The 25,308-nt window shown below is 71.6% G+C and carries 19 protein-coding genes; 13 read left to right on the top strand and 6 right to left on the bottom strand.

Annotated features, from left to right (window positions below):
* Nucleotides 1–674: 674 nt before the first annotated feature.
* Nucleotides 675–1,667 (bottom strand): aldo/keto reductase, encoded by a 993-nt coding sequence (locus IAG44_RS11505; RefSeq protein WP_187747035.1) that lies wholly within the window; start codon nt 1,665–1,667, stop codon nt 675–677.
* A gap of 78 nt (nt 1,668–1,745) precedes the next feature.
* Between IAG44_RS11505 and IAG44_RS11500 the strand changes: the two genes are divergently transcribed.
* From IAG44_RS11500 to serA, 6 genes are all read left to right on the top strand, one after another.
* Nucleotides 1,746–2,732 carry a 2-hydroxyacid dehydrogenase gene (locus tag IAG44_RS11500; RefSeq protein WP_187747034.1) on the top strand — a complete coding sequence of 329 codons (987 nt, stop codon included), beginning with the start codon at nt 1,746–1,748 and terminating at the stop codon, nt 2,730–2,732.
* Between the two features lie 389 nt (nt 2,733–3,121).
* Nucleotides 3,122–6,127 (top strand): putative bifunctional diguanylate cyclase/phosphodiesterase, encoded by a 3,006-nt coding sequence (locus IAG44_RS11495; protein ID WP_187747033.1) that lies wholly within the window; start codon nt 3,122–3,124, stop codon nt 6,125–6,127.
* Between the two features lie 327 nt (nt 6,128–6,454).
* The gene (locus tag IAG44_RS11490; protein ID WP_187747032.1) at nt 6,455–8,305 is read left to right on the top strand and encodes an acetolactate synthase large subunit; all 1,851 of its coding nucleotides are present in this window, start codon (nt 6,455–6,457) and stop codon (nt 8,303–8,305) included.
* A gap of 19 nt (nt 8,306–8,324) precedes the next feature.
* Nucleotides 8,325–8,849, top strand: a complete 525-nt coding sequence (ilvN, locus tag IAG44_RS11485) for an acetolactate synthase small subunit (RefSeq protein WP_055723150.1) — start codon at nt 8,325–8,327, stop codon at nt 8,847–8,849.
* A gap of 85 nt (nt 8,850–8,934) precedes the next feature.
* Nucleotides 8,935–9,933 carry a ketol-acid reductoisomerase gene (gene ilvC, locus IAG44_RS11480; protein ID WP_187747031.1) on the top strand — a complete coding sequence of 333 codons (999 nt, stop codon included), beginning with the start codon at nt 8,935–8,937 and terminating at the stop codon, nt 9,931–9,933.
* 249 nt (nt 9,934–10,182) lie between these two features.
* On the top strand, nt 10,183–11,772 hold the full coding sequence (serA, locus tag IAG44_RS11475; protein ID WP_187747030.1) for a phosphoglycerate dehydrogenase: 1,590 nt from the start codon (nt 10,183–10,185) through the stop codon (nt 11,770–11,772).
* 60 nt (nt 11,773–11,832) lie between these two features.
* Here serA and IAG44_RS11470 read toward each other — a convergent pair whose 3' ends face one another.
* The 5 genes from IAG44_RS11470 to IAG44_RS11450 form a co-directional block, all read right to left on the bottom strand.
* A complete protein-coding gene (locus IAG44_RS11470) occupies nt 11,833–12,510 on the bottom strand; it encodes an ATP-binding cassette domain-containing protein (RefSeq protein WP_187747029.1) in 678 nt (225 codons plus the stop codon).
* On the bottom strand, nt 12,507–13,382 hold the full coding sequence (locus IAG44_RS11465) for an ABC transporter ATP-binding protein (protein ID WP_187752622.1): 876 nt from the start codon (nt 13,380–13,382) through the stop codon (nt 12,507–12,509). The genes IAG44_RS11470 and IAG44_RS11465 overlap by 4 nt, the downstream gene beginning before the upstream one ends.
* A gap of 61 nt (nt 13,383–13,443) precedes the next feature.
* A complete protein-coding gene (locus tag IAG44_RS11460) occupies nt 13,444–15,198 on the bottom strand; it encodes an ABC transporter permease subunit (protein ID WP_246561644.1) in 1,755 nt (584 codons plus the stop codon).
* A complete protein-coding gene (locus tag IAG44_RS11455; protein WP_187747028.1) occupies nt 15,195–16,685 on the bottom strand; it encodes an ABC transporter substrate-binding protein in 1,491 nt (496 codons plus the stop codon). The genes IAG44_RS11460 and IAG44_RS11455 overlap by 4 nt, the downstream gene beginning before the upstream one ends.
* 114 nt (nt 16,686–16,799) lie before the next feature.
* Complete coding sequence (locus tag IAG44_RS11450; protein ID WP_187747027.1) at nt 16,800–17,954, bottom strand: PucR family transcriptional regulator; 1,155 nt, start codon at nt 17,952–17,954, stop codon at nt 16,800–16,802.
* 106 nt (nt 17,955–18,060) lie between these two features.
* Between IAG44_RS11450 and IAG44_RS11445 the strand changes: the two genes are divergently transcribed.
* From IAG44_RS11445 to IAG44_RS11420, 7 genes are all read left to right on the top strand, one after another.
* Nucleotides 18,061–18,987: a proline dehydrogenase family protein gene (locus IAG44_RS11445; RefSeq protein ID WP_187747026.1), complete on the top strand. Its 927-nt coding sequence runs from the start codon at nt 18,061–18,063 to the stop codon at nt 18,985–18,987.
* A 28-nt stretch (nt 18,988–19,015) separates the two neighbouring features.
* Nucleotides 19,016–20,647 carry an L-glutamate gamma-semialdehyde dehydrogenase gene (gene pruA, locus IAG44_RS11440; protein WP_187747025.1) on the top strand — a complete coding sequence of 544 codons (1,632 nt, stop codon included), beginning with the start codon at nt 19,016–19,018 and terminating at the stop codon, nt 20,645–20,647.
* A 29-nt stretch (nt 20,648–20,676) separates the two neighbouring features.
* Nucleotides 20,677–21,291 (top strand): HAD family hydrolase, encoded by a 615-nt coding sequence (locus IAG44_RS11435; protein WP_187747024.1) that lies wholly within the window; start codon nt 20,677–20,679, stop codon nt 21,289–21,291.
* Nucleotides 21,288–21,878, top strand: a complete 591-nt coding sequence (locus IAG44_RS11430; RefSeq protein ID WP_187747023.1) for a hypothetical protein — start codon at nt 21,288–21,290, stop codon at nt 21,876–21,878. The genes IAG44_RS11435 and IAG44_RS11430 overlap by 4 nt, the downstream gene beginning before the upstream one ends.
* Nucleotides 21,879–22,103: 225 nt before the next feature.
* Entirely contained in the window at nt 22,104–22,235 is a 132-nt protein-coding gene (locus IAG44_RS44250) for a hypothetical protein (protein WP_010356915.1), read from the top strand.
* A 114-nt stretch (nt 22,236–22,349) separates the two neighbouring features.
* Entirely contained in the window at nt 22,350–23,393 is a 1,044-nt protein-coding gene (locus tag IAG44_RS11425) for a 3-isopropylmalate dehydrogenase (RefSeq protein ID WP_187747022.1), read from the top strand.
* 213 nt (nt 23,394–23,606) lie between these two features.
* Nucleotides 23,607–24,698: a branched-chain amino acid aminotransferase gene (locus IAG44_RS11420; RefSeq protein ID WP_187747021.1), complete on the top strand. Its 1,092-nt coding sequence runs from the start codon at nt 23,607–23,609 to the stop codon at nt 24,696–24,698.
* The last annotated feature ends 610 nt before the right edge of the window (nt 24,699–25,308 follow it).

Below are 25,308 nucleotides of genomic sequence, written 5' to 3'. Positions count from 1 at the left end.
CCGCCCCACAAGTTCCCGTCCCCGCCACCCCGAACCCGAACTCCCAGGTGGGGAAGCCGAAATCGGGGCACGGACCGGCCCGTCACGACTCGGGAGGAAAGCCGTTCGGACGGGACGAAGGCGGGGAAGACGGCTTACGGCGACGGCACGGAGGGCTCTGCCGCGCGAGTCTCTGCCGCTTCCCATCGTCACCTTCCGAGACCGCCTCCGCACCCGCCGCTCCGGCACGCTCTCCTGCTCCACCTCGGCCCGCCCGCTCTCCTGCACGGGCGGCTCGCTGTACGTCCCGTGTGTCAGCACGTACGCGTGGATGTGCGCGACCGTGCTCCACGGCGGCAACGTCCGGCCGTTGCGGAACCGCGAGATCTTGGACGGCGACTCCCCGCGGAAGCCGCCCGTGTGCGCCCGCACAGCCTCCGCCAGCGCACGTCTCGCCGGCTTCGTAACGTCCGCGCCCCCGAGACCGGGCCGCCCGGTCCTGCCGGGGGAACTCGTGCGAGCCCCACGAGACGGCACACGGCGAGGGCGGCCAGCAGGACGCACGGGTGCGTCGCTCTGGAACCCGGCCGGTGCCCTCGGTCGGCGAGGTGCCCTGTGGAGAGTGGGACAGTACCGACGCGACCGCCTGGATCGGGGCGCGTGCAACAAGTCGGCCCCGACCACCCCCGCACCCCTCAGTCCCAGGACCCCAGCGCCCCCGGCAGCCTCCGTACCTCCGTCAGGTCCTCCTCCGTCAGACGTACCTCTGCGGCGCCCGCGTTCTCCGTGACCCAGCGTTCCTGTTTGGCGCCCGGTACGGCGATCACGTGGTCGCCCTGGGCCAGTACCCAGGCGAGGGCGATCTGAGCGACCGTCGCTCCGTGGCGGGCGGCGATGCGGCGTAGGCCCGCGACGATGGGCTGGTTCGCGGCCATCATCTCGGCGGTGAAGCGGGGGTGGTGGGCGCGCATGTCGTCGGGTTCGAAGCCCTGCCCCGGCGTGAGGGTGCCGGTGAGGTAGCCGTTGCCGAGGGGCATGGCGGCGAGGAAGGTGATGTCGCGGGAGGCGCACCAGGGGAGGAGGGAGGCCAGCGCCTCGGGGGACCAGACGGACAGCTCCGCCTGGACCGCGCTGACGGGGAACACCTGCTGGACGCGCGTCAACTGACGGAGCGTCGGTTCGTGGAGGTGTGCGCCGGTCCGCCGCCGCCCGCGCGCCCCCAGCGCGCAGAACCCGAGCGCCCGCACCTTGCCCGCCGCGACCAGCTCCGCCATGGCCCCCCAGGTCTCCTCGACGGGCACCTCGGGATCGGCCCGGTGGAGCTGGTAGAGGTCGATGACGTCGGTCTGCAGCCGCCGCAGCGACGCGTCGCAGGCCCGACGGACGTACCCGGGACGGCCGTTGGCGACGATGTGCTGATCCCCGACCAGCAGCCCGACCTTCGTGGAGACGAACGCGTCGGAGCGCCGCTCCCGCAACACCCGCCCCAGCAGCAGCTCGTTGGTGAACGGCCCGTACATGTCGGCGGTGTCCAGCAGGGACGAGCCCACGTCCAGCGCCCGGTGCACCGCCCGCACCGATTCGTCGCCCCGCCGCCGCGAACCGCTGTACCCCCAGCTCATCGGCATGCACCCGAGCCCGACGGCCCCCGCCGAGAGTGCGCCGGCGCCGATCGTCCTGCGCTCCACCTGCTCGTGACCCTCCCTCAGTACCGACCCTCAAACCTAACCTCTGCACGCGCGCGTGCCTGACATAGCCTCCTGACCATGACTGACGACACCGCACGTCACAGCGTTCAAGACGTCTGGCTCTCCATCCCGCCGGAGGAGATGCCGGGCCTCCCGGAGGGCCCCGACTACCTTTTCTGGGACGGCGGCCCGGACGGCACCCAGCCCTACCCCGGCGATCCCGCGCGGTGCGCCGTCTACGTCGTGCCGTACATGAAGGCCCAGGAGGTCAGGGTCGGCCCGCTCGCGCACATGCCGAACGTCCGCCTCGTCCAGACCCTCACCGCCGGCGTCGACGACGTCGTCCCCCACGTCACCCGGCTGCCCCCCGGCGTGCGGCTCTGCAACGCGCGCGGCGTCCACGAGACCAGCACCGCCGAACTCGCCCTCACCCTCACCCTCGCCTCCCTGCGCGGCGTCCCGGGCTTCGTGCGGGCCCAGGACCGCCAGGAGTGGCGCAGCGCGTTCCACCCGGCGCTCGCGGACCGCACGGTCCTGATCCTCGGCTACGGCGCGATCGGCGCCGCGATCGAGGACCGGCTCGCGGCGTTCGAGGTCGCGCGGGTGGTACGGGTCGCGCGCGCCCGGCGCACGACGGAGCGCGGACCGGTGCATTCCATCGAGGAGCTGCCGGAACTGCTTCCGCTCGCGGACGTCGTCATCGTGGTGACGCCGCTCACGGAGAGCACGCACAGGCTCGTTAACGAGCCGTTTCTCGCGCGCATGAAGGACGGCGCGCTGCTGGTCAATGTGGCGCGTGGGGCGGTGGTGGACACCAAGGCGCTGCTGGCCGAGCTGGAGTCGGAGCGTCTGACGGCCGCGCTGGACGTCACCGACCCCGAACCGCTTCCGGCCGGTCATCCGCTGTGGCGCGCGCCGGGAGTCCTGATCAGCCCCCATGTCGGCGGCCCGAGCAGCGCTTTTCTGCCACGCGCCAAGCGTCTGCTGGTGGACCAGTTGACGCGATATGTGAACCGTGAACCTCTTCGGAACGTGATTCTGACGACGGGCACGGCGGTCATGTAATCGGATACAGGTACCCTCCGCAGTCCTCCGGACGCGGGGTGTACCGGCATCGTCGCTGGTCGTCACGGAGAGTAGAGAGACTATGTCCCTGAGTGACGAGACTGGTGTATCGTCCCCGACAGGGGCTGCGCCGCGCACTGTTCGGCGCCGGGGATGGACGTAACGGACATGTGAGGGGGGCGACGGGCGATGCACGGCCTACGGGCGAACGATCCGACGCGGCGAGGCCGCCGACGGCGACCCTGGAGCACCGCGCCACGCAGACACGGTCAGGACGACGGTCACACCGCACACCGCAACCGGAACAGCGCGTCCCACGCCGGCACCGACCACCCGCCCCGCACCGGCACCCGCCGGCGCCAGGGGCCGAAGCATTCCGGGAGGCCCTGGTGAACTCGCCGCCCTCCATCATGACGACGACGCTCGACGACGTCCTGCGCCCCCACCCCGTGCCGGGCGCCTCCCGCCCCCGGCCCCCGGCCGGCGCGGGCACCCGCAACCTCGTCCACCAACTCCTCATCGCCCTGGTCTGCGCGGGCTACGCCGTCGGCTCCGCGCTCGGCTGGGGATCCAAGCAACTCGCCCTGATCATGGGCGACTTCGGCCTCGGCGCCGCCGCGGGCACCGCCGCCGTCTCCTGTTTCCTCTACGCCCGCAGCCGCCACGTCCGCTTTCGACCCGCGTGGCTGCTGTTCGCGCTGTCCTCGACGATGGCCTCCCTCGGCAACCTGGTCTGGGGCTGGTACGAGGTCGTCCTCGGCGTCAAGGTGCCGAGCCCCGGCTACGCCGACCTGTTCTTCGTGTGCTTCGCCCCGCCCGCCATCGTCGGCCTCCTGGTCCTCGCGACCCGGCCCGTCACCAAGGCCGGCTGGGTCTGTCTCGCGCTCGACGCCTGGCTGATCGCCGGCTCCCTGCTCACGCTCTCCTGGAGCCTCGCCCTCGCCCAGACCGCCAAGAGCGGCGGCACCGGCGTCGCGGACACCGCGCTGCCCCTGGCCTACCCGCTGCTGGACATCGCGCTGGTCAGCATGGTCCTGGTGCTGCACTTCCGCAGGTCCGCGGTGAACCGCACGGCCGTCAACACCGCCGTCGGCGCCCTCGCGCTCACGGTGATGTGCGACGCCCTGTTCACCTCGCCCCTGCTGCACAACGACTACCGCTCGGGCCAGCTCCTGGACGCCGGCTGGTTCGCCGGCTCCCTCCTGCTGGCGTACGCGCCCTGGGCCGCGGCCCGCTCCCAGGCCCGCGCGCAGGGCTCCGGACAGGCCCGCGCGCACGGCCGCTCCCCGGTCCGCGCGTACGGCGAACCCGGCCTGTGGAGCGGCGACCACGCCCCCGCGCGCGTGGTCCACGAACACATCCCGGGCCGCCCGACCCCGCCGGCCTTCGACCACCCGAGGCCCCAGCCGGCCACGCCCCCGCCCGACCGCGTCCCGGTCACCCGCCCGATGACCGGCTCGCTGGCCGCCCTCACGCCCTACCTCGCGGCGGCCGTCTGCACCCTGGGCATCCTCTACAACGTCCTCAACGGCCGCAGCGTCGACCGCGTCGTCCTGTTCACCGGGGGCGCCGTCGTCCTCGCGCTCGTCGTCCGCCAGGCGATCATGCTGATGGACAACGTCAAGCTCACCCAGGAGCTGGCGCAGAAGGAGAACTACTTCCGCTCCCTGGTCCAGGGCTCCAGCGACGTCATCATGATCGCCGCCCCGAACGGCTCCCTGAAGTACGTCTCCCCGGCCGCCGCCGGCGTCTACGGCCGCCCCGCCGAGGAGATGCACGGCCGGGAGCTGGCCCACTTCATCCACCCCGACGACCTCGGCGGCGTCGTCCACGAGGTGCGCCGCTTCCTCGCCACCAGCCCGCGCGAGGAACCCACCACCCGCATCGAGTGCCGCTTCCGCTCCGGCGACGGCGGCTGGCTGAACGTGGAGTCCACCGTCAACCGCCACCACGGCGGCCTGATCTTCAACAGCCGCGACGTCACCGAACGCGTCCGGCTCCAGGCCCAGCTCCAGCACAGCGCCGAGCACGACCCGCTCACCGACCTGCCCAACCGCGCCCTGTTCACCCAGCGCGTCCAGCAGGCCCTCTCCGGCCGCCGCAGCTCCGACCGGGGCCACGCCCTGCGCAACACGGCGGTCCTGTTCATCGACCTCGACGGCTTCAAGGCCGTCAACGACACCATCGGCCACGCCGCGGGCGACGACCTCCTCGTCCAGGCCGCCCGCCGCCTCCAGGACGCCGTCCGCCAGGGCGACACGGCCTCCCGGCTCGGCGGCGACGAGTTCGCGGCGCTGATCATGGGCGACAACACCCGCGACCGCGCCGCGCGCGAGCGGCACATCCTGGAGCTCGCCGACCGCCTCAGGATCGCCCTCTCGCAGCCCTACGCCATCGACGGCAACGACGTCCGCGTCAACGCCTCCATCGGCGTCGCCTTCGCCGAACCCGGCCTCGGCGCGGGCGAGCTGCTGCGCAACGCCGACCTCGCGATGTACCGCGCCAAGTCCGGCGGCAAGGGCCGCGTCGAGCTGTACCAGCCGCAGATGCAGCAGGACGTCGTCCGCAAGGCGGAACTGGCCACGCGGTTGCGCGCGGCGCTCAACGACGGCGAGTTCACGCTGCTGCACCAGCCCGTCGTACGGCTCGCGGACGGCCGGATCTCGTCCGTCGCGGCGGCCGCCCGCTGGCGCTCCTCGCAGGGCGTGCTGTTCACGCCGGGCGAGTTCCTGCGGGTCGCCGAGGACAGCGACAAGACCGCCGAACTCGGGCAGTGGGTGCTCGCCGAGGCCGTCGAGCGGGCCGCCGACCGCGCGGCGACCGGGCTGAGCGTGCCGGTGACCGTCCGCGTGAGCGCGCGCCGGCTCCTGGACCGCTCCTCGCCGCTCGCCTCCGTCGAGGCGCTGCTGACCCGGCACGGGCTGCCGTCCGGTGCGCTCGCGATAGAGCTGGCCGACGTCGGCCAGGCGGTGCCCCTGGACGAGCTGGAACGCCGTCTGAGCGCGCTGCGGCGCCTCGGTGTCCGGATCGTGCTCGACGGGCTCGGCGCCGGCTCCACGGGGCTCATGGCGCTGCGCAGGCTCCCCGTCGACGTCCTCAAGCTGGACCGGGGGCTCGTCGAGGGCGTCGTCGAGTCCGCGCGCCTCGGCAAGATCACCGCCGGGGTCCTGCGGATCGCCGCCGACCTGGGCCTCGACACCGTCGCCGAAGGGGTCGACCTGCCCGAACAGGTCGTCGCCCTGCGGGAGATGGGCTGCACCCACGGACAGGGCACCGCCTTCTCCGGACCCCTCGACGAGTACCGGCTGCGCCGCGCGCTCGCCCGCGGCCACTACCCGGTCCCGCACGGACCGGCACAGCCGGCGCTGGCGGGCGGGGGACCGGCGCTCGGCTGACGACCCTGACCACCCCGACCACCCCGACCACCCCGACCACCATGGCCCTGGCTCACATACTGAGACCCCCGTCCCACCCGCTTGACAGTGGATGCGCGTCGGGGGGAGGGTCAATGCCATGCGCACCCGAATTCTCGTACTTGGACAGCGCGTCGGCTGAAGCTGTGGACGCCCGGACCATCCGGAACTCCCAGCGCACGCACCGACGCGCTCCCCTCGCTTGCCTTTTGGCACGAGGGGTTTTTTGTTGCACGGACGCCCTCCGGGTAACAGCCGAACTCCGCACAAAACCCGCAAAAAACCCTCAGCATCGAGAAGAGAATGCCGATGACCGAGCAGGCCACCGGGGCCCCGCATCCGCAGCCGCGGCCCCGATCCGGAGGACAGCACTCCTCGCCCGTCGAGCACGTCACGGGCGCGCAGTCCCTCGTCCGCTCGCTTGAGGAGGTCGGCGCCGACACCGTCTTCGGCATCCCGGGCGGCACGATCCTGCCGGCGTACGACCCGATGATGGACTCGAAGCGGGTGCGCCACGTCCTGGTCCGGCACGAGCAGGGCGCGGGACACGCGGCCACCGGATACGCGCAGGCCACCGGCAAGGTCGGCGTCTGCATGGCGACCAGCGGCCCCGGCGCGACCAACCTGGTCACCCCCATCGCGGACGCGAACATGGACTCGGTGCCGCTCGTGGCGATCACCGGGCAGGTCGTCTCCGCCGCGATCGGCACGGACGCCTTCCAGGAGGCGGACATCGTCGGCATCACCATGCCGATCACCAAGCACAGCTTCCTGGTCACCAAGGCCGAGGACATCCCCCGCACCATCGCGCAGGCGTTCCACATCGCCTCGACGGGCCGCCCGGGGCCGGTGCTGGTCGACATCCCCAAGGACATCCTCCAGGCGAAGACGACGTTCTCCTGGCCGCCGGTGATGGACCTGCCGGGCTACCGCCCGGTGACCAAGCCGCACGCCAAGCAGATCCGCGAGGCCGCCAAGCTGATCACCGCCGCCAAGCGCCCGGTCCTGTACGTCGGCGGCGGCGTCATCAAGGCCCGGGCGACGGCCGAGCTGAAGGTCCTGGCCGAGCTGACCGGCGCCCCCGTCGTCACCACCCTGATGGCGCTCGGCGCCTTCCCCGACAGCCACCCCCAGCACCTCGGCATGCCGGGCATGCACGGCTCCGTCGCCGCCGTCACCGGCCTGCAGAAGGCCGACCTGATCGTGGCCCTCGGCGCCCGCTTCGACGACCGCGTCACCGGCAAGCTCGACAGCTTCGCCCCCTACGCCAAGATCGTCCACGCCGACATCGACCCGGCGGAGATCGGCAAGAACCGCGCGGCCGACGTCCCGATCGTCGGGGACGCGCGCGAGGTCATCGCCGACCTTGTCCAGGCCGTCCAGAAGGAGCACAGCGAGGGGCACCAGGGCGACTACGCGACCTGGTGGAAGGACCTCAACCGCTGGCGCGACACCTACCCGCTCGGCTACGACCTGCCCGACGACGGCACGCTCTCCCCGCAGCAGGTGATCGAGCGGATCGGGCAGCTCGCCCCCGAGGGCACGATCTTCACCGCCGGCGTCGGCCAGCACCAGATGTGGGCCGCCCACTTCATCCAGTACGAGAAGCCGGCGACCTGGCTCAACTCCGGCGGCGCCGGGACCATGGGCTACGCCGTCCCCGCCGCCATGGGCGCCAAGGCAGGGCAGCCCGAGCGCACGGTGTGGGCCATCGACGGCGACGGCTGCTTCCAGATGACCAACCAGGAACTCACCACCTGCGCCCTGAACAACATCCCGATCAAGGTCGCCGTCATCAACAACGGCGCCCTCGGGATGGTCCGCCAGTGGCAGACCCTGTTCTACAACCAGCGGTACTCGAACACGGTCCTGCACTCGGGCCCGGACGACGTCAACCCGCAGGCGCGCGGCACGCGCATCCCCGACTTCGTGAAGCTGTCCGAGGCCATGGGCTGCCACGCGATCCGCTGCGAGTCCCCGGCCGACCTCGACAAGGTCATCGAAGAGGCCAACGCCATCAACGACCGGCCGGTCGTCATCGACTTCATCGTCCACGAGGACGCCATGGTGTGGCCGATGGTCGCCGCCGGCGCCTCCAACGACGAGGTCATGGCCGCCCTGAACGTCCGCCCCGACTTCGGCGACAACGAAGACGACTGAGAGAAGGCTTCAGCAGAACATGTCCAAGCACACGCTCTCCGTCCTGGTCGAGAACAAGCCCGGCATCCTCGCCCGGATCGCCGCCCTGTTCTCCCGCCGCGGCTTCAACATCGACTCCCTCGCCGTCGGAGTCACCGAGCACGCCGACATCTCCCGCATCACCATCGTCGTGAGCGTCGACGCGCTGCCCCTCGAACAGGTCACCAAGCAGCTCAACAAGCTCGTCGAAGTCCTCAAGATCGTCGAACTGGAACCCGCACAGGCCGTCCACCGCGAACTCGTTCTGGTGAAGGTCCGCGCGGACAACGAGACCCGTTCCCAGATCGTCGAGATCGTCCAGCTGTTCCGCGCCAAGACCGTCGACGTCTCCCCGGAGGCCGTCACCATCGAGGCCACCGGCGGCGCCGACAAACTCGGCGCCATGCTGAAGATGCTGGAACCCTTCGGCATCAAGGAGCTCGTCCAGTCCGGCACGATCGCCATCGGCCGGGGCGCCCGCTCCATCACGGACCGCTCGCTGCGCGCCCTCGACCGCAGCGCCTGATCCGTATACCGAGACCCCGAATCCTCCCCCCACCCCGCCGTCATACGGTGGGACGCAACACCTGTACCCAAGGAGAGAACCCACAGTGGCCGAGCTGTTCTACGACGCCGACGCCGACCTGTCCATCATCCAAGGCCGCAAGGTCGCGGTCATCGGCTACGGCAGCCAGGGCCACGCCCACGCGCTGTCGCTGCGCGACTCGGGTGTCGACGTCCGCGTCGGTCTGCACGAGGGCTCCAAGTCCAAGGCCAAGGCCGAGGAGCAGGGCCTGCGCGTGGTGACCCCGGCCGAGGCCGCCGCCGAGGCCGACGTCATCATGATCCTGGTGCCGGACCCGATCCAGGCCCAGGTCTACGAGGAGTCCGTCAAGGACAACCTGAAGGACGGCGACGCGCTGTTCTTCGGCCACGGCCTCAACATCCGCTACGGCTTCATCAAGCCCCCGGCCGGCGTCGACGTCTGCATGGTCGCCCCCAAGGGCCCCGGCCACCTGGTGCGCCGCCAGTACGAGGAGGGCCGCGGCGTTCCGTGCATCGTCGCCGTCGAGCAGGACGCCACCGGCAACGGGTTCGCGCTTGCCCTGTCGTACTCCAAGGGCATCGGCGGCACCCGCGCCGGCGTCATCAAGACGACCTTCACCGAGGAGACCGAGACGGACCTGTTCGGTGAGCAGGCCGTGCTCGCCGGTGGTACGGCCGCGCTGGTCAAGGCGGGCTTCGAGACGCTGACCGAGGCCGGCTACCAGCCCGAGATCGCCTACTTCGAGTGCCTGCACGAGCTGAAGCTCATCGTCGACCTCATGTACGAGGGCGGCCTGGAGAAGATGCGCTGGTCGATCTCCGAGACCGCCGAGTGGGGCGACTACATCACCGGCCCCCGCATCATCACGGACGCCACCAAGGCCGAGATGAAGCAGATCCTCGCCGAGATCCAGGACGGCACCTTCGCCAAGAACTGGATGGACGAGTACCACGGCGGCCTGAAGAAGTACAACGAGTACAAGAAGGCTGACTCCGAGCACCTGCTGGAGACCACCGGCAAGCAGCTCCGCAAGCTGATGAGCTGGGTGAACGAAGAGGCGTGAGCCTCCCGCGGCGGGGCCGGTACGACGCGTTCCGGCCCCGCCGCGCACCCGTTCCGGAAGACGTCCGCGAGACCTCCCTCGCGAGCCGTCTCGTAATCGACACGAGACGCCTACGACACCTCCCGGCGCCATTACACTGCTGCACAAACACGCGTCAGGCCCACAGCGTCGTGCGTCTTCCGCGGTAGCCCCCTCCTCCGCCGCGGCCGTCGGGACGGCCGTCCGCGCAATGGACCTGTGAGGACTCACGTGAGCTCGAAACCTGTCGTACTCATCGCTGAAGAGCTGTCGCCCGCGACCGTGGACGCGCTTGGCCCCGACTTCGAGATCCGGCACTGCAACGGCGCCGACCGGGCCGATCTGCTGCCCGCCATCGCCGATGTCGACGCGATCCTGATCCGCTCCGCCACCAAGGTGGACGCCGAGGCCATCGCCGCCGCGAACAAGCTGAAGGTCGTCGCACGAGCCGGCGTCGGCCTCGACAACGTCGACGTGTCCGCCGCCACCAAGGCCGGCGTGATGGTCGTCAACGCGCCGACCTCCAACATCGTCACCGCCGCCGAACTCGCCTGCGGTCTGCTGCTCGCCACCGCCCGGCACATCCCGCAGGCCAACGCCGCGCTGAAGAACGGCGAGTGGAAGCGGAGCAAGTACACCGGCGTCGAGCTGGCCGAGAAGACCCTCGGTGTCGTCGGCCTCGGCCGCATCGGCGCGCTCGTCGCCCAGCGCATGTCCGCGTTCGGGATGAAGGTCGTCGCCTACGACCCCTACATCCAGCCCGCGCGCGCCGCCCAGATGGGCGTCAAGATCCTCTCGCTGGACGAGCTGCTCGAGGTCTCCGACTTCATCACCGTGCACCTCCCCAAGACCCCCGAGACCGTCGGCCTCATCGGCGACGAGGCGCTGCGCAAGGTCAAGCCGACCGTCCGCATCGTCAACGCCGCGCGCGGAGGGATCGTCGACGAGGAGGCGCTGTACTCGGCGCTGAAGGAAGGGCGCGTGGCCGGCGCCGGCCTCGACGTCTACGCCAAGGAACCGTGCACCGACTCCCCGCTCTTCGAGTTCGACCAGGTCATCTCCACGCCGCACCTCGGCGCGTCCACGGACGAGGCCCAGGAGAAGGCCGGTATCGCGGTCGCGAAGTCGGTGCGCCTCGCGCTCGCCGGTGAGCTGGTCCCCGACGCCGTCAACGTCCAGGGCGGCGTCATCGCCGAGGACGTCAAGCCCGGCCTGCCTCTCGCCGAGCGCCTGGGCCGCATCTTCACCGCGCTCGCCGGCGAGGTCGCCGTCCGCCTCGACGTCGAGGTGTACGGGGAGATCACGCAGCACGACGTGAAGGTCCTCGAACTGTCGGCGCTCAAGGGCGTCTTCGAGGACGTCGTCGCCGAGACGGTCTCCTACGTCAACGCCCCCCTGTTCGCGCAGGAGCGCGGCGTCGAGGTCCGGCTGACGACCAGCTCCGAGGCGACCGACCACCGCAACGTCGTCACCGTGCGCGGCACCCTCGCGGACGGCGAGGAGGTCTCCGTCTCCGGCACGCTCGCCGGGCCCAAGAACGTCCAGAAGATCGTCGCGGTCGGCGACTACGACGTGGACCTCGCGGTCGCGGACCACCTCGTCGTCCTGCGCTACGAGGACCGCCCCGGTGTCGTCGGCACCGTCGGCCGCATCTTCGGCGAGGCCGGCATCAACATCGCCGGCATGCAGGTCGCCCGCGCCGCCGCCGGCGGCGAGGCACTGGCCGTCCTCACCGTCGACGAGGCCGTCGCCGCCGGTGTCCTGACGGAGGTCGCCGCGGAGATCGGCGCGACGTCGGCCCGCGCGGTGAACCTGGTCTGACGCAGGTTCCTCAGGGGCGGACCGAGTCGCTTCGGTCCGTCCCTACGCATGTGCGCCGGCTCACGAGGTGATGCGGCCGTCCCGCATCTCGATGACGCGGTCCGCGAAGTGGCGGACGACGGCGCGGTCGTGGCAGATGAACAGGTAGCCGAGGCCCAGCTCGTCACGCAGGTCGGCGAGGAGGTTCAGGACTCCCGCCCGGACGGACGGATCCAGGGCCGAGACCGGCTCGTCCAGGACGAGCAGCCGGGGCTCGGACGCCAAGGCCCGTGCGATGCCGACGCGTTGGCACTGGCCGCCGGACAACTCGTGCGGGCGCCGGGCCGCGTAGGAGGGGTCGAGGCCGACCCGCTCAAGCAGTTCGGTGACTTTCGCCGGGCCGGTGTCCGGGTTCCAGCGGCCCTGGACCTTCAGGGGTTCGGCGACGGTGTCCCGGATGCGGTGACGGGGGCTCAGCGAGCCGTACGGGTCCTGGAAGACGGGCTGCACGCGCCGCCGCAGGGGGCGCAGCTCGCGCTCCGAGAGGGCCGTCAACTCCCGCCCCTCGAAGAGGACTTCACCGGCGTCGGGGCGCCGCAACTGGAGCACGGCGAGGGCGGTCGTCGACTTGCCGCAGCCGCTCGGCCCGTCCAGGGCAAGGGTCTCGCCGGGGGAGAGGGCGAACGACACCCCGTCCACGGCGGTGGCCGCACCGTACCGGACGACGAGGTCACGGACCTCCAGCAGATACCCGCTCACACCAGCTCCCAGTGATGACACGCGACCAACCGCCCGTCGCCCTCCCGCAGTTCGGGCTCCGACACTCCGCACTCCGGCGCCGCGAACGAACAGCGCGGCGCGAACGCGCACCCCGCCGCCACGGCCCCCGGCAACGGGGGGTGGCCGGCCAGCACCGGCAGCCGCTTCGGACCCCCGGGCCGGGGCAGCGAGGCCAGCAGCCCGGCCGTGTAAGGCGCGCGCGGCGCCTCCAACACCCGCTCCACGCCCCCGGCTTCGACCAGCCGGCCCGCGTACATCACCAGCACCCGGTCCGCGTGCCGACGCACGGCCTCCACGTCGTGCGTGACCAGCACCAGCGCGGACGGCTGCGCCCGCAGCAGCCCGAGGACCAGCTCCCGGCGCTCCTCGTCCAGCGCGGTCGTCGGCTCGTCGGCCACCAGGATCTCCGGCTCGTTGATCGTCGCCATCGCGATGACCGCCCGCTGCCGCATCCCGCCGGAGAACTCGTGCGGATACGCCCGCGCCCGGCGCGCCGCGTCCGCGATCCCGACCCGCTCCAGCGCGGCGACGGCCAGCGCACGGGCCTCCCCGCGCGAGACGCGCCGCACCGACCGTACGGCGGCGGCGAGTTGGTCACCGACGGGGTGCACGGGCGACAGCGCCGACAGCGCGTCCTGCGGCACGAGCGCGATCCGCCGCCCCCGCTGACGCGACAACTCCGGCTCCACGGAACCCGATCGCACCGCCTCCCTCGGCAGCATGCCGAGCAGCGCCCGAGCCGTCAGCGACTTCCCGGCGCCCGACTCCCCGACGAGCGCGAGGACTTCACCGGGCAGCACGTCGAAGGAGACGCCGCGGACGGCCTCGACGCCGGAGAAGGAGATGCGCATGTCCCGGACGGAGAGGAGGGGAACGCTCGCGGGCGCAGTAGCTCCGGCGGGCGGCAATTCGTCACGCAGCAAGAGAAACCTCCCCCTTGACCTTCCGCTCCCGCCCCTCCACGAACGCCGCTCCCGACACCGCGAGCCCGGCCAGCACCGCCAGTGCCACGGCGGGCGCCAGCGCCGCCCAGGGCGCACGCTCCACGTAAGCCCGCGACTCGTCGAGCAGCAACCCCCACTCGGGGGAGGGAGGTTGCGCGCCGAGCCCCAGGAACCCGAGGGACGCCAGCGCGAGCGCGATCCCGGGCAGCCGCAGCAGCGCGTGCCGGGCGACCGGCGCCGCGACCGTGGGCAGCACGTGCCGGGTCAGGATCCACAACGGCGGTGCCCCGATGGCCCGTTGGGCCGTCAGGAACGCCGACGCCCGGACCTCCTGGACCAGCGCGGCCGTGTGCGCGGCGAGCGCGGGCCAGGAGAGCAGGGCGACCGCGAGCCCGGCGCCGCCCGTGCCGGGCCCGGTCACGGCGGCGACCAGGATGCCCATGATGACCGGCGGCAACGCGTTGGCGATGTCGGCCGCCCCGGAGGCGACCCCCGGCAGGAACCCCAGGGCGAGCCCGACGAGCAGCCCCAGCAGACAGACGGCCGCGGCCGTCCCGACCGTCGCCGCCGCCCCGTGCCCGAGGCGGGCCAGCACATCGCGCCCCAGCCCGTCGGTCCCCAGCGGATGCCCCCAACTCGGCGCGTCAAGACGCTCGTTCGTGTGCACGGCGTAGGGGTCCCGCAGCAGCCCCCACCCGATGGTCACCGCGAGCAGCGCGAACAGGGACAGCGGCACGGCGACGGGCACCCGCACCGGACGCGGCGGCGGCAGGGCCAGCGACGCGTCCCGCAGAGCGGGCCCCAGCAGCCGGCGCCGCAGCACCGCCGACGCCGCCCCGATCACGAGCCCGAGCAGCAGCAGCGCCAGCACCGCCCCCTGAAGCAGCGGCAGGTCCTGCGACTTGGCCGCGCCGAGCGCCGTCCGCCCGATGCCGGGCACCGCGAAGACGGTCTCGACGGCGACGGCGCCCCCGGTGAGACCGACGGCGGCCATCCCGAACTGCGGTACCAGCGGCGGCAGTACGCGCCGAAGCGCCGCCCCGGCGATCCGCGCCCGGCTCACCCCGGCCCCCCGCCACAGCTCGACCCAGCGTTCGTCGAGCACGGACGGCAGCGCGTCCGCGACGAGCCGCCCGAGCAACCCGCCGGCCGGCACGCCGAGCGCGACGGCGGGCAGCACCAGGTGGACGGGCCCCTCCCAGCCGGACGTCGGCAGCCGGCGCAGCCACACCCCGAACACCAGCAACACCACGGTCGCCAGCAGGAATTCGGGCACGGCGGCCAGCATCGCCGCCCCGGCCCCGGCCGACCCCCGCCCCCGCACCAGCACCGGCGCCACGAGCAGCGCGCCGAGCAGCACGGCGACGGCGAGCGCCGCGCCCATCAGCGCGAGCGACACCTGGAGCCCGGCGGTCACCGAGGGCAGGACGTCCGTGCCGGACACCCACGACGTCCCGAGGTCCCCGCGCAGCAGGTCCCCGCCCCAACTCCCCAGCAGGGAGAGGGGACCGGAGTCCAGCCCGAGGTCGCGCCGGATCGAATCCAGCGCCTCCTTCGTCGGCTCCTGCTCGGCGGACCGCGCCCGCAGGACGGTCAGCGCGGGGTCGTTCCCGGAGAGCCAGGGCAGCAGCCCGACGGCGGCGACGACGGCGAGGAGCCCGAGGGCGCGGGTCAGCGCGGCGGGGGAGACCCGGACCCGGTCCACGAAGACGAACCGCTTCACTTGACGTACGTACCCGGCGTGATCAGCTCCCGCTCCCGGGGGTCGTGCGCGGCGTCCACGACCCCGGCCGCGTCACCCTGGATGACCCGCTCGTGCAGCATCGGCACAGCGGCGTCGGTCGCCAGCACGGACGCCTCGCCGGCGATGACCGCGGCCCGCCGCACGTCACCGGTCGGCGCCTCCCCGGCCTTGCGCAGCGCGGCGTCCACGGTGGGGTTCTCGAGCTGGGCGATGTTGAAGGAGCCGTCGGACGCGAAGTCGCTGTAGAGGTACGCGACGGGGTCCCCGGAGTCCAGCACGGTCGCCCGCGACAGGATGAACGCGTCGAACTTCCCGGCCAGCGCGTCCGCTTCGATCGCCGAGTACTCCCGCACCTCCAGCTTGACCTTGAACCCGGCCTTCTGGAGCTGCTGTTGGAGAGCCGCGGCCACCTCGGGCAGCTCGGCGCGGTCGGTGAACGTCCCGATCGTGACGCTCGCCCCCTTCGGCTGCCCGGCGGCAGCGCGCGTCACCGGCTTGCGCAGTCCGGCGGCCCAGGGCAGCGCCGGTCCGAGCAGCCCCTGGGCGACGTCCGCGCGGCCCTCGTAGACGCCCTGCACGATGGACTTCGCGTCGATCGCCTGCCGGGCGGCGGCCCGCAGCGAGGCGTCCTTGAAGGGGCCCGAAGAGGTGTTCAGGTAAAGGGTGTTGGTGCGCGGCATCGGCACCTCGGTGATCAGCTTCTGGTCGAGGAGCGCGGCCTGCGACACCGGCACCGCCTCCACGATGTCCGCCTCGCCACTGCGCAGCGCGGCGGCCCGCGCGGTGCCGTCCGGCACGAACTTCACGTCGATGCCGGGGGCCTTGGCCTTGGTGCCCCAGTACCCGTCGTACCGGTCGAGGGCGGCGGACGACGTCCCGTTCACGGTGACCAGCTTGAACGCCCCGGTCCCGGCGCCGACGGGGTTGACCGTCCTCCCCGTGTACGCCTTCGCCGCGAGGATCGACAGCTGGGGCGAGCTGAGCCGCTGGGGGAGGAGGGGGTCCTCGTCGCCGGTCGTGACGACGACATCGTTGCCGGACGCCCGTACGGTCAGCTCGACGCCGTCCAGGATGCGCGGCTTGGGGGAGGCGCCGGCGGCCTTCGTGAGCGACCTCACCACGGCGGCGGCGTCCAGCTTCGTGCCGTCGTGGAAGGTGACGCCGTCGCGCAGGGTGAACGTCCAACTCCGGCCGGAGTGCGTCCACTTGGTGGCGAGCGCGGGTTGGGCGTCGCCGTCGGCGTCGAGCTTCACCAGCGTCTCCGCCGTCGACCAGCGCGACAGCTTGAACGCGTCGTCGGACAGCGGGGACAGCGCCGATCTGGGCGGCAGCATCATCGCGACGCGTATGCGCTTGCCCTCGCCGTCGCTCGTCCCGGGCGAGCCGGTGAAGCAGCCGGAGACGAGCATCATCGACGCCGCCGCGAGAGCAGAAGCGGGGAGCAGGCGGCGAGCGGGCAGGCGCACGGAACCCTCCGGGTAAAGGGGAAGTCAAGGGCAGAGTCGCCCAGACCGTAGCACGATGACAATCGTTTTCAATAGCCGCTCCCGCTTCACACTGACCTGCTGCCGGCCCAAGCCCTACAACCGCGCCCCCTTCAACACCATGTGCAGCAACAACCGGTCCTCACCGTCGTCCAGATCGAGCCCCGTCAACTGCTCGACCCGCGACAGCCGGTAGTACAACGTCTGCCGGTGGATCCCCAGCGCCGCCGCCGCCCGCCCCGCCTGCCCCGCGCAGTCCAGGTACACCTCGGCGGTCCGCGCCAACTCCCGGTGCGCGGGGGCGAGAAGAGGTGCGACGGCGGGATCCCGCGCGCCCGTCAGCGACGTCAGCAGCCGGTACGCCCCGATCCGCTCCCACTCCGCGACCGGCCCGAGCCGGGGTTCGGCGTGCGCGGCCCGCGCGGCGGCCGACGCCTCCGTCCAGGACGCCGCGAGCGCGTCGAGCCCGTCCCGGACCGAGGAGACGCCGGCGACGGCGCCCGCCCCGGCCAGCTCCAGCAGCCGCGCCCCGGCGTCCGTGCCGGGCCGGGGCCGGACGAGCACGGCGAGGGAGCCGCCCGTCTCGCACAGCGCCAGCGCCCCCGCCACCGTCCGCGCCGACGGCGCCTCCCCGCCCCAGGGCGCCACGCACACCACCGCGTACGCCCCCTCCGCGCGCGCCCCCAGGCCCGTCCGCAGCTCGGCGACGGCCATGTCCCGCTGCCACCCGCCCCCGGCGGTCAGCACGGCCCGCAGCTCCCGGCTGAGGTCCGCCCCGTGCCGCGCCTCGTCCCCGAGGAGCACCCCGATCCGCTCCGTCACCTCCATGGCCGCGGCCAGCCGGGCGTCGTCGGGCGACCCGGCCAGGGACCCGGAGTCGAGGAGCCAGACGTACCCCAGCACCACCCCCCGATGGCGCACCGGCAGACAGATCCGCCCCCGGTACACCCCCGCCTCCGGCGTCGGCGGGATCCGCACCGGACCCGTCGCCCGCGTGATCCCGAACCCCTCGAACCAGGCGCGCACGGCCGTCGTCGAGCGCCGGGTGAGGATCGAGCGCGCGCGGACGGGGTCGAGCGCGGACGCGTCCAGCTCGTCCTCGCTGTCGTACACCCCGAACGCGATCAGCTCGAAGTCGCGGCTCTCCAGGGTCGCGGGGGCGCCGAGGAGGGCGGAGATCTCGTCCACGAGGTCCTGATAATCCGGGGTCACCGGGACATTCTGCGCCACCGGAGACCCCTTTTCATACATCTGTCTGAGATCCCCGCCACGGATGCGTGACACCTGTCGATGGCCCAGGATCGGAGAGATCCTTAGGTTCACGGTGACTTGGTGCTCATGTCTGTGGAGGTGCCCCGTGCTGGGTCCCGTGATTCTCGCCGCCTCGCGCAGCGACCGGATGCGACGCCTGGTGACGGCGGCCCCGGTCACCAGGCAGGTCGTCGACCGCTTCATCGCGGGCGAGACCGTCGACGACGTCGTCCCGATCGTCCGCGACCTCACCGCGAAGGGCCTGGAGCTGACCCTCGACGTCGTCGGCGAGGACATCACGACGCCCGAGCAGGCGACGGCCGCCCGCGACGCCTACCTCCTGCTGATCGACCGCCTCGGCGCGCTCGGCCTCGGCGAGCGGGCCGAGGTCTCCGTCAAGCTCTCGATGTTCGGCCAGGCCCTGCCGGACGGCCACGACATCGCCCACCGCAACGTCCGCCGCGTCGTCGAGGCCGCCGACGCCATCGGGACGACGGTGACGCTGGACGCCGAGGACCACACCACCCTCGACTCGATGTTCGCGATCCACGAGGACCTGCGCCGCGACTTCCCGAAGACCGGCTGCGTCATCCAGGCGTACCTGTTCCGTACCGAGGCCGACGCCCGCCGCCTCGCCGCGAGCGGCAGCCGCGTCCGCCTGGTCAAGGGCGCCTACAAGGAGCCCGCCGAGGTCGCGTACCAGGACAAGCGCGAGATCGACAAGGCGTACGTCCGCATCCTGCGCGTGCTGATGGACGGCGACTGCTACCCGATGGTCGGCTCCCACGACCCCCGCCTGATCTCCATCGCCCAGGAACTCGCCCACCGCGCCCAGCGCAAGCCCGACGAGTACGAGTTCCAGATGCTGTACGGCATCCGCGGCGAGGAACACCTGCGGCTGGCCGCCGAGGGGCACCGGATGCGCGTCTACACCGCGTACGGGACGGACTGGTACGGGTACTTCATGCGACGCCTCGCGGAGAAGCCGGCGAACCTGCGCTTCTTCGTCCGCTCGACGCTCACCAAGCACTGAAGCACTGTCACTCACAAGGGAGTTACCGATGGACGCTGTGACCCAGGTCCCCACCCCCGTCAACGAGCCGGTGCGCGGCTACGCCCCCGGCTCGCCCGAACGGGCCCGGCTGGAAGCGAAGTTGAAGGAGCTGGCCGACAACCCGATCGACCTGCCCTGCACGATCGGCGGCGAGAAGCGGATGGGCGGCGGTGACGCCTTCGACGTCGTCCAGCCCCACAACCACCGTGCCGTTCTCGGGACTTACCGCAACGCCACCCAGCAGGACGCCCGCGACGCCATCGACGCGGCCCTCGCGGCGGCCCCCGCCTGGCGGGCGATGGCCTTCGACGACCGTGCCGCGATCATCCTGCGCGCCGCCGAACTCCTCGCCGGGCCCTGGCGGGAGACGATCGCCGCGTCCACGATGCTCGGCCAGTCGAAGACCGTCCAGCAGGCCGAGATCGACACGCCCTGCGAACTCGTCGACTTCTGGCGCTTCAACGTCCACTACGCCCGCCAGATCCTCGCCGAGCAGCCCCCGGCGAACTCCCCGGGCGTCTGGAACCGTCTCGACCACCGCCCGCTGGAGGGGTTCGTCTACGCGATCACTCCCTTCAACTTCAGCGCGATCGCGGGCAACCTGCCGACCGCGCCGGCCCTGATGGGCAACGTCGTCGTGTGGAAGCCGTCCCCGACGCAGACCCACGCGGCCGTCCTCCTCATGCGGCTCCTCGAAGAGGCGGGACTGCCCAAGGGCGTCATCAACCTCGTCACCGGCGACGGCATCGCCGTCTCCGAAGTCGCCCTGGAACACCGCGACTTGGCGGGCATCCACTTCACCGGCTCCACCAAGACCTTCCAGTACCTGTGGAAGACGGTCGGCGCCAACATCGAGAAGTACCGCGCCTATCCGCGCCTCGTCGGCGAGACCGGCGGCAAGGACTTCGTCGTCGCCCACCCCAGCGCCGACCGCGCGGTCCTCAAGACGGCGCTCACGCGCGGCGCGTTCGAGTACCAGGGCCAGAAGTGTTCGGCGACCTCCCGCGCCTACATCCCGGCCTCCATCTGGAACGACGGTTTCCGCGAGGAGTTCGCCGCCGAGGTCGACGGCATCACCATGGGCGACGTCACCGACCTGTCCCACTTCATCGGCGCCGTCATCGACGAGCGCGCCTTCGCCAAGAACAAGGCCGCCATCGACCGGGCGAAGCAGGACCCGGCGTGCACGATCGTCGCGGGCGGCACGTACGACGACTCGGTCGGCTATTTCGTCCGTCCGACGGTCGTCGAGTGCACCGACCCCGCCAACGAGGTGTTCCGCACCGAGTACTTCGGCCCGTTCCTCGCGGTGCACGTCTACGAGGACGAGAAGTACGACGAGATGTTGACGCAGATGGAGTCGGTCTCCGACTACGCGCTCACGGGCTCCGTCATCGCCGGTGACCGCGCGGCGGCGGCCCACACGATGGACAAACTCCGGTACGCCGCCGGGAACTTCTACATCAACGACAAGTCCACCGGCGCGGTCGTCGGCCAGCAGCCCTTCGGCGGTGGGCGAGCCTCCGGCACCAACGACAAGGCCGGGGCCCCGCAGAACCTCACCCGCTGGACCCTGACCCGGGCCATCAAGGAGACCCTGGTGGCACCGACCGACTACACGTACCCGCACATGGGCTGACTCCGTGGCCCGGTGGGAAGGCTAGGCAGATGAACGCAGTCCTCTTCGACCTCGGCGACGTGCTCTTCTGCGACCCCTGGGAAACCCTCCTCCTCACCGAACACGCCGGCCTGGCCGACCGGTTGGGCCTCGATCGTGACCAAGTCGCCGAGACCGGCCGGAAGTTGTGGCACCGCTTCAGCCTCCGCGAGACCGATGAACAGGACTACTGGAAGGCGCTGTCCCGCAGACTGCGCCTCCCCGTTTCCCCCTTCCTCATAAGAGAGTTGGAGGAGACCCTGCTCGTCGCCAACCCGGCGGCGGAGACCATGCTCTCCGCCGCCGCGACCCACCGCGTCGGCATCGTCTCCAATAACACGACCTTCTGGTACGCCAAACAGTCCGGCCGCCTCCGCCTCGACAAGTGGATCGACCCGGAGTTGGTGTTCCTCTCCTGCCGCGAGGGCGTCTCCAAAGGCACCCCCGGCCAAGGGCTCTTCGAACGCGCCGCCCAGCACCTCGACCCCGCGACCACGCTCGTCGTCGAGGACCGCCCCCGCAACCTGGCCCGCGCCCACGCGGCCGGCTTCCGCACCCTGGCGTACTCGTTCTCAGCCACCTCGGGTGCCTTGCCGCCGGAGGTGCTGGAAAACATCAGGGGATGACGGACAGAACCTCCCGGGACGACCCCGTTCTCATCGCGCTGCTCGCCGAGTACAACTCCCTGCGCCAGGAGAGCCTTCAGGCGATCAGCAACCGCATCACCATCATGAACTTCGCGTTCACGTCCCTCGCGGTCGTCATCGCCGCCGTCCTCAACTCCAGCCTCCCCAACGAGGTGCTGATCCCCGCCTGCCTCGTCTTCGTGCCCGGCGCGGGCAAGGCGAGCCTGCTGATCTGGCTGGGGGAGTACCACCGCTCCCAGCGCGCCGGGCGCGGCGTCATGAAGGTCGAGCGCCAGATCAACGCCCACCTCGGCGGGCAGTACCTGGAGTGGGAGGGCCGGCTCGTCTCGTCCGGCACCCACATGGGGTACCCGTATGTGGCGACGGCCGTCTTCATCCTCAGCACCGGGGCGCTCGCCGAGGTGCTGGGCGCGTACTTCCTCGTCGAGGCGCACGCCGGGTCCTTCGGGGGTGACCTGCTGATCGCGGCCGGGGTGCTGGTGTACGCGGTCGCCGCCGAGGCCGGGTACCTGTGGTTCTTCCTGCGCCGCTGGCGCGCGATCCGGGGGGCCACGCACAGTGCGTAGTCGCAGGTCGGAAGGGGTGCCGTCTCAGATAGTAGGAAGTCCGAATAACTGTGCAGACAACGGCGCTCCCGACCCGTAACTTTGTAGGAGCCGAACGACTCGCTCGACCAAGCGAACGGCGGATGTGAGCCGGGCCTTCACGCAGCCACCCCTGCGGTCCGTGAGCTTTCCCGCCCGACCGGCGTCTCGTAGTAGCCCCCTTGGTGAAGAAGGAGCCGATCAGCCATGGCCGAGACGACCGTCCGCCGCCGAGTCCGCCACGTGTCCCGTACCAGCGAGAACGACCGGAAGAACGCCGCGGCCGCGCTTCAGAGGGCGCTCGACCGCCGTGACAACGGCGGTGAGACGGGGCACTGAGGGCGGCGCCGAGAGCTGATCGACCCCTGTTCGGGAGCCGCGCCCGAGGGGCACGGGGTGTCCGTATCGCGGACGCCCCGTGTCACGCACTGGGACCCGGAGTAGGGTGCCGACATGTCTCGCAGCATCGATCTCGCAGTGATCCCCGGTGACGGCATCGGGCAGGAAGTCGTGGCCGAGGGCCTCAAGGTCCTCTCCGCCGTCCTCCCCGAGGACGTGAAGCTGGAGACGACCGAGTACGACTTCGGCGCCAAGCGCTACCACGCGACCGGCGAAACCCTCACGGACGCCGACGCCGACGCCCTCAAGGCCCACGACGCGATCCTGCTCGGCGCGATCGGCGACCCGTCGGTGCCGTCCGGCGTCCTGGAGCGCGGGTTCCTGCTCAAGCTCCGCTTCCTCTTCGACCACCACGTCAACCTGCGCCCGTCGAAGCTGCTCCCCGGCGTCGCGACCCCCCTCGCCGGCCAGCCGGAGATCGACTTCATCGTCGTCCGCGAAGGCACCGAGGGCCCGTACACGGGCAACGGCGGCACGATCCGCAAGGGCACGCCCCACGAGGTCGCCACCGAGGTCTCCGTCAACACGGCGTACGGCGTCGAGCGGGTCGTCCGCGACGCGTTCGCCCGCGCGCAGGCCCGTCCGCGCAAGAAGCTCACGCTGGTCCACAAGAACAACGTGCTGGCCTTCGCCGGACACCTGTGGACGAACGTCTTCAACAAGGTGGCCGAGGAGTACCCCGAGGTCACCACCGACTACATCCACGTCGACGCGGCGACGATCTACCTCGTCACCGACCCCGCCCGGTTCGACGTCATCGTCACCGACAACCTCTTCGGCGACATCATCACCGACCTCGCCGCGGCCGTCTCCGGCGGCATCGGCGTCGCCGCCAGCGGGAACATCAACCCGTCCGGCGAGTTCCCGTCGATGTTCGAGCCCGTCCACGGCTCGGCCCCCGACATCGCCGGCCAGGGCAAGGCCGACCCCACCGCCACGGTCCTCTCCGTCGCCCTGCTCCTGCGCCACCTCGGCTACGAGACCGAGGCGGCCCGCGTCGAGGCGGCCGTCACGGCCGACCTCACGGAGCGCGCGAGCCTCCCGGCGCGGTCGACCTCCGAGATCGGCGACGCCCTCGTCGTACGCGTAGCCGGATAGGCCCGCGCTGCCGAAGCCGTCGGGTCGCATCTCGCACCCGGCGGCTTTCGCCATTCCTCCGCCGGGTGAAACCATTGCCCCAGGCCGCAAACACCCCGTTTCGCCGTGCTCGTCGCCATCCGCGCGATAATCGAACGCGGAGCCGCGAAATGCGGGAGAGCTGTTACGACGGTGTGCGCGGCCGTCACTACAACCGGTGAAGGACAACCAGTCATGACGACGCCCACGATCGAGCTCAAGCCATCCGCCGGCCCGCTGGCCGCCGCCGAGCGCGAGGCCATCCTGAAGAACCCCGGGTTCGGGCGGCACTTCACCGACCACATGGTGACGATCAAGTGGACCGAGGGCCGCGGCTGGCACGACGCCCAGCTCGTCCCGTACGGCCCCATCTCCCTCGACCCCTCCACCGCCGTCCTCCACTACGGCCAGGAGATCTTCGAGGGCCTGAAGGCGTACCGCCAGGCGGACGGCTCCGTCGCCGTCTTCCGCCCCGAGGCCAACGCGCGCCGCTTCCGCAACTCCGCGCGGCGGATGGCCATGGCGGAACTCCCGGACGACCTCTTCATCGCGGCGCTGGACGCGCTGCTCGCCCAGGACGCGGACTGGGTGCCCCCGCACGGCGGCGAGGAATCCCTCTACCTGCGCCCCTTCATGTTCGCCACGGAGGCCGCGCTCGGCGTCCACCCGGCCAACGAATACCTCTTCATGCTCATCGCCTCGCCCTCCGGCGCCTACTTCGAGGGCGGCGTCAAGCCCGTCAAGATCTGGATCGCCGAAGACCACGTCCGCGCGGTCCCCGGTGGCACGGGTGACGCGAAGACCGGCGGCAACTACGCGGCCTCCCTCCTCCCCCAGGCCGAGGCCGCCGCGCACGGCTGCGCCCAGGTCGTCTACCTCGACGCGGTCACCCGCACCAAGGTCGAGGAGTCCGGCTCCATGAACGTCGCCTTCGTCTACGGCGACCGCATCATCACCCCCGAACTCACCGGCTCCATCCTGGAGGGCATCACCCGAGACTCCCTCCTCCAGGTCGCGAACGACCTCGGCTACACGGCCGAAGAAGGCGTCATCACCCTCGACCAGTGGCGCGCGGACGCCGCCTCCGGCGCCCTGACCGAGGTCTTCGCCTGCGGCACCGCAGCAGTCGTCACCCCCATCGGCTCCGCCAAAACAAAGACGGACGAGTGGACCCACGGCAACGGCACCCCGGGCCCGGTCACCCTCCGCCTCCGCGAGGCCCTGCTCGGCATCCAGCGGGGCGTGGCCGAGGACAAGCACGGCTGGATGCACAAGATCGAGGGCTGAGCTCGGAAGCAGGCGGGAGCGGGTGCTTTCAGGGGTGCGGGGCTGTGTCTGATGTGCGGCTACCGCCGCGTGGGCGCGACCAGCCCCCAGTCTCCGCACCCGAAGTCCTTCAGGGGTGCGGGGCTGTGTCTGATGTGCGGCTACCGCCGCGTGGGCGCGACCAGCCCCCAGTCTCCGCACCCGAAGTCCTTCAGGGGTGCGGGGCTGTGTCTGATGTGCGGCTACCGCCGCGTGGGCGCGACCAGCCCCAGTCTCCGCACCCGAAGTCCTTCAGGGGTGCGGGGCTGTGTCGATGTGCGGCTACCGCCGCGTGGGCGCGACCAGCCCCCACTTTCCGCACCCGAAGTCCTTCAGGGGTGCGGGGCTGTGTCTGATGTGCGGCTACCGCCGCGTGGGCGCGACCAGCCCCCACTTTCCGCACCCGAAGTCCTTCAGGGGTGCGGGGCTGTGTCTGATGTGCGGCTACCGCCGCGTGGGCGCGACCAGCCCCCACTTTCCGCACCCGAAGTCCTTCAGGGGTGCGGGGCTGTGTCTGATGTGCGGCTACCGCCGCGTGGGCGCGACCAGCCCCCAGTCTCCGCACCCGAAGTCCTTCAGGGGTGCGGGGCTG

The organism is Streptomyces roseirectus, from assembly GCF_014489635.1.
Classification (GTDB): Bacteria; Actinomycetota; Actinomycetes; order Streptomycetales; family Streptomycetaceae; genus Streptomyces; species Streptomyces roseirectus.
Note: the sequence above shows the minus strand (reverse complement) of the source record. Positions and strands in the feature narration are given on the sequence as shown.

Excerpts from the sequence above, each read along its gene's own strand:
- IAG44_RS11430 (WP_187747023.1), top strand. The coding sequence starts at position 21,288 with ATGACGGACAGAACCTCCCGGGACGACCCCGTTCTCATCGCGCTGCTC.
- IAG44_RS11420 (WP_187747021.1), top strand. The coding sequence starts at position 23,607 with ATGACGACGCCCACGATCGAGCTCAAGCCATCCGCCGGCCCGCTGGCC.
- IAG44_RS11465 (WP_187752622.1), bottom strand. The coding sequence starts at position 13,382 with ATGCGCATCTCCTTCTCCGGCGTCGAGGCCGTCCGCGGCGTCTCCTTC.
- pruA (WP_187747025.1), top strand. The coding sequence starts at position 19,016 with ATGGACGCTGTGACCCAGGTCCCCACCCCCGTCAACGAGCCGGTGCGC.
- IAG44_RS11500 (WP_187747034.1), top strand. The coding sequence starts at position 1,746 with ATGACTGACGACACCGCACGTCACAGCGTTCAAGACGTCTGGCTCTCC.
- IAG44_RS11490 (WP_187747032.1), top strand. The coding sequence starts at position 6,455 with ATGACCGAGCAGGCCACCGGGGCCCCGCATCCGCAGCCGCGGCCCCGA.
- IAG44_RS11435 (WP_187747024.1), top strand. The coding sequence starts at position 20,677 with ATGAACGCAGTCCTCTTCGACCTCGGCGACGTGCTCTTCTGCGACCCC.
- ilvN (WP_055723150.1), top strand. The coding sequence starts at position 8,325 with ATGTCCAAGCACACGCTCTCCGTCCTGGTCGAGAACAAGCCCGGCATC.
- IAG44_RS11450 (WP_187747027.1), bottom strand. The coding sequence starts at position 17,954 with ATGTATGAAAAGGGGTCTCCGGTGGCGCAGAATGTCCCGGTGACCCCG.
- IAG44_RS11425 (WP_187747022.1), top strand. The coding sequence starts at position 22,350 with ATGTCTCGCAGCATCGATCTCGCAGTGATCCCCGGTGACGGCATCGGG.
- IAG44_RS44250 (WP_010356915.1), top strand. The coding sequence starts at position 22,104 with ATGGCCGAGACGACCGTCCGCCGCCGAGTCCGCCACGTGTCCCGTACC.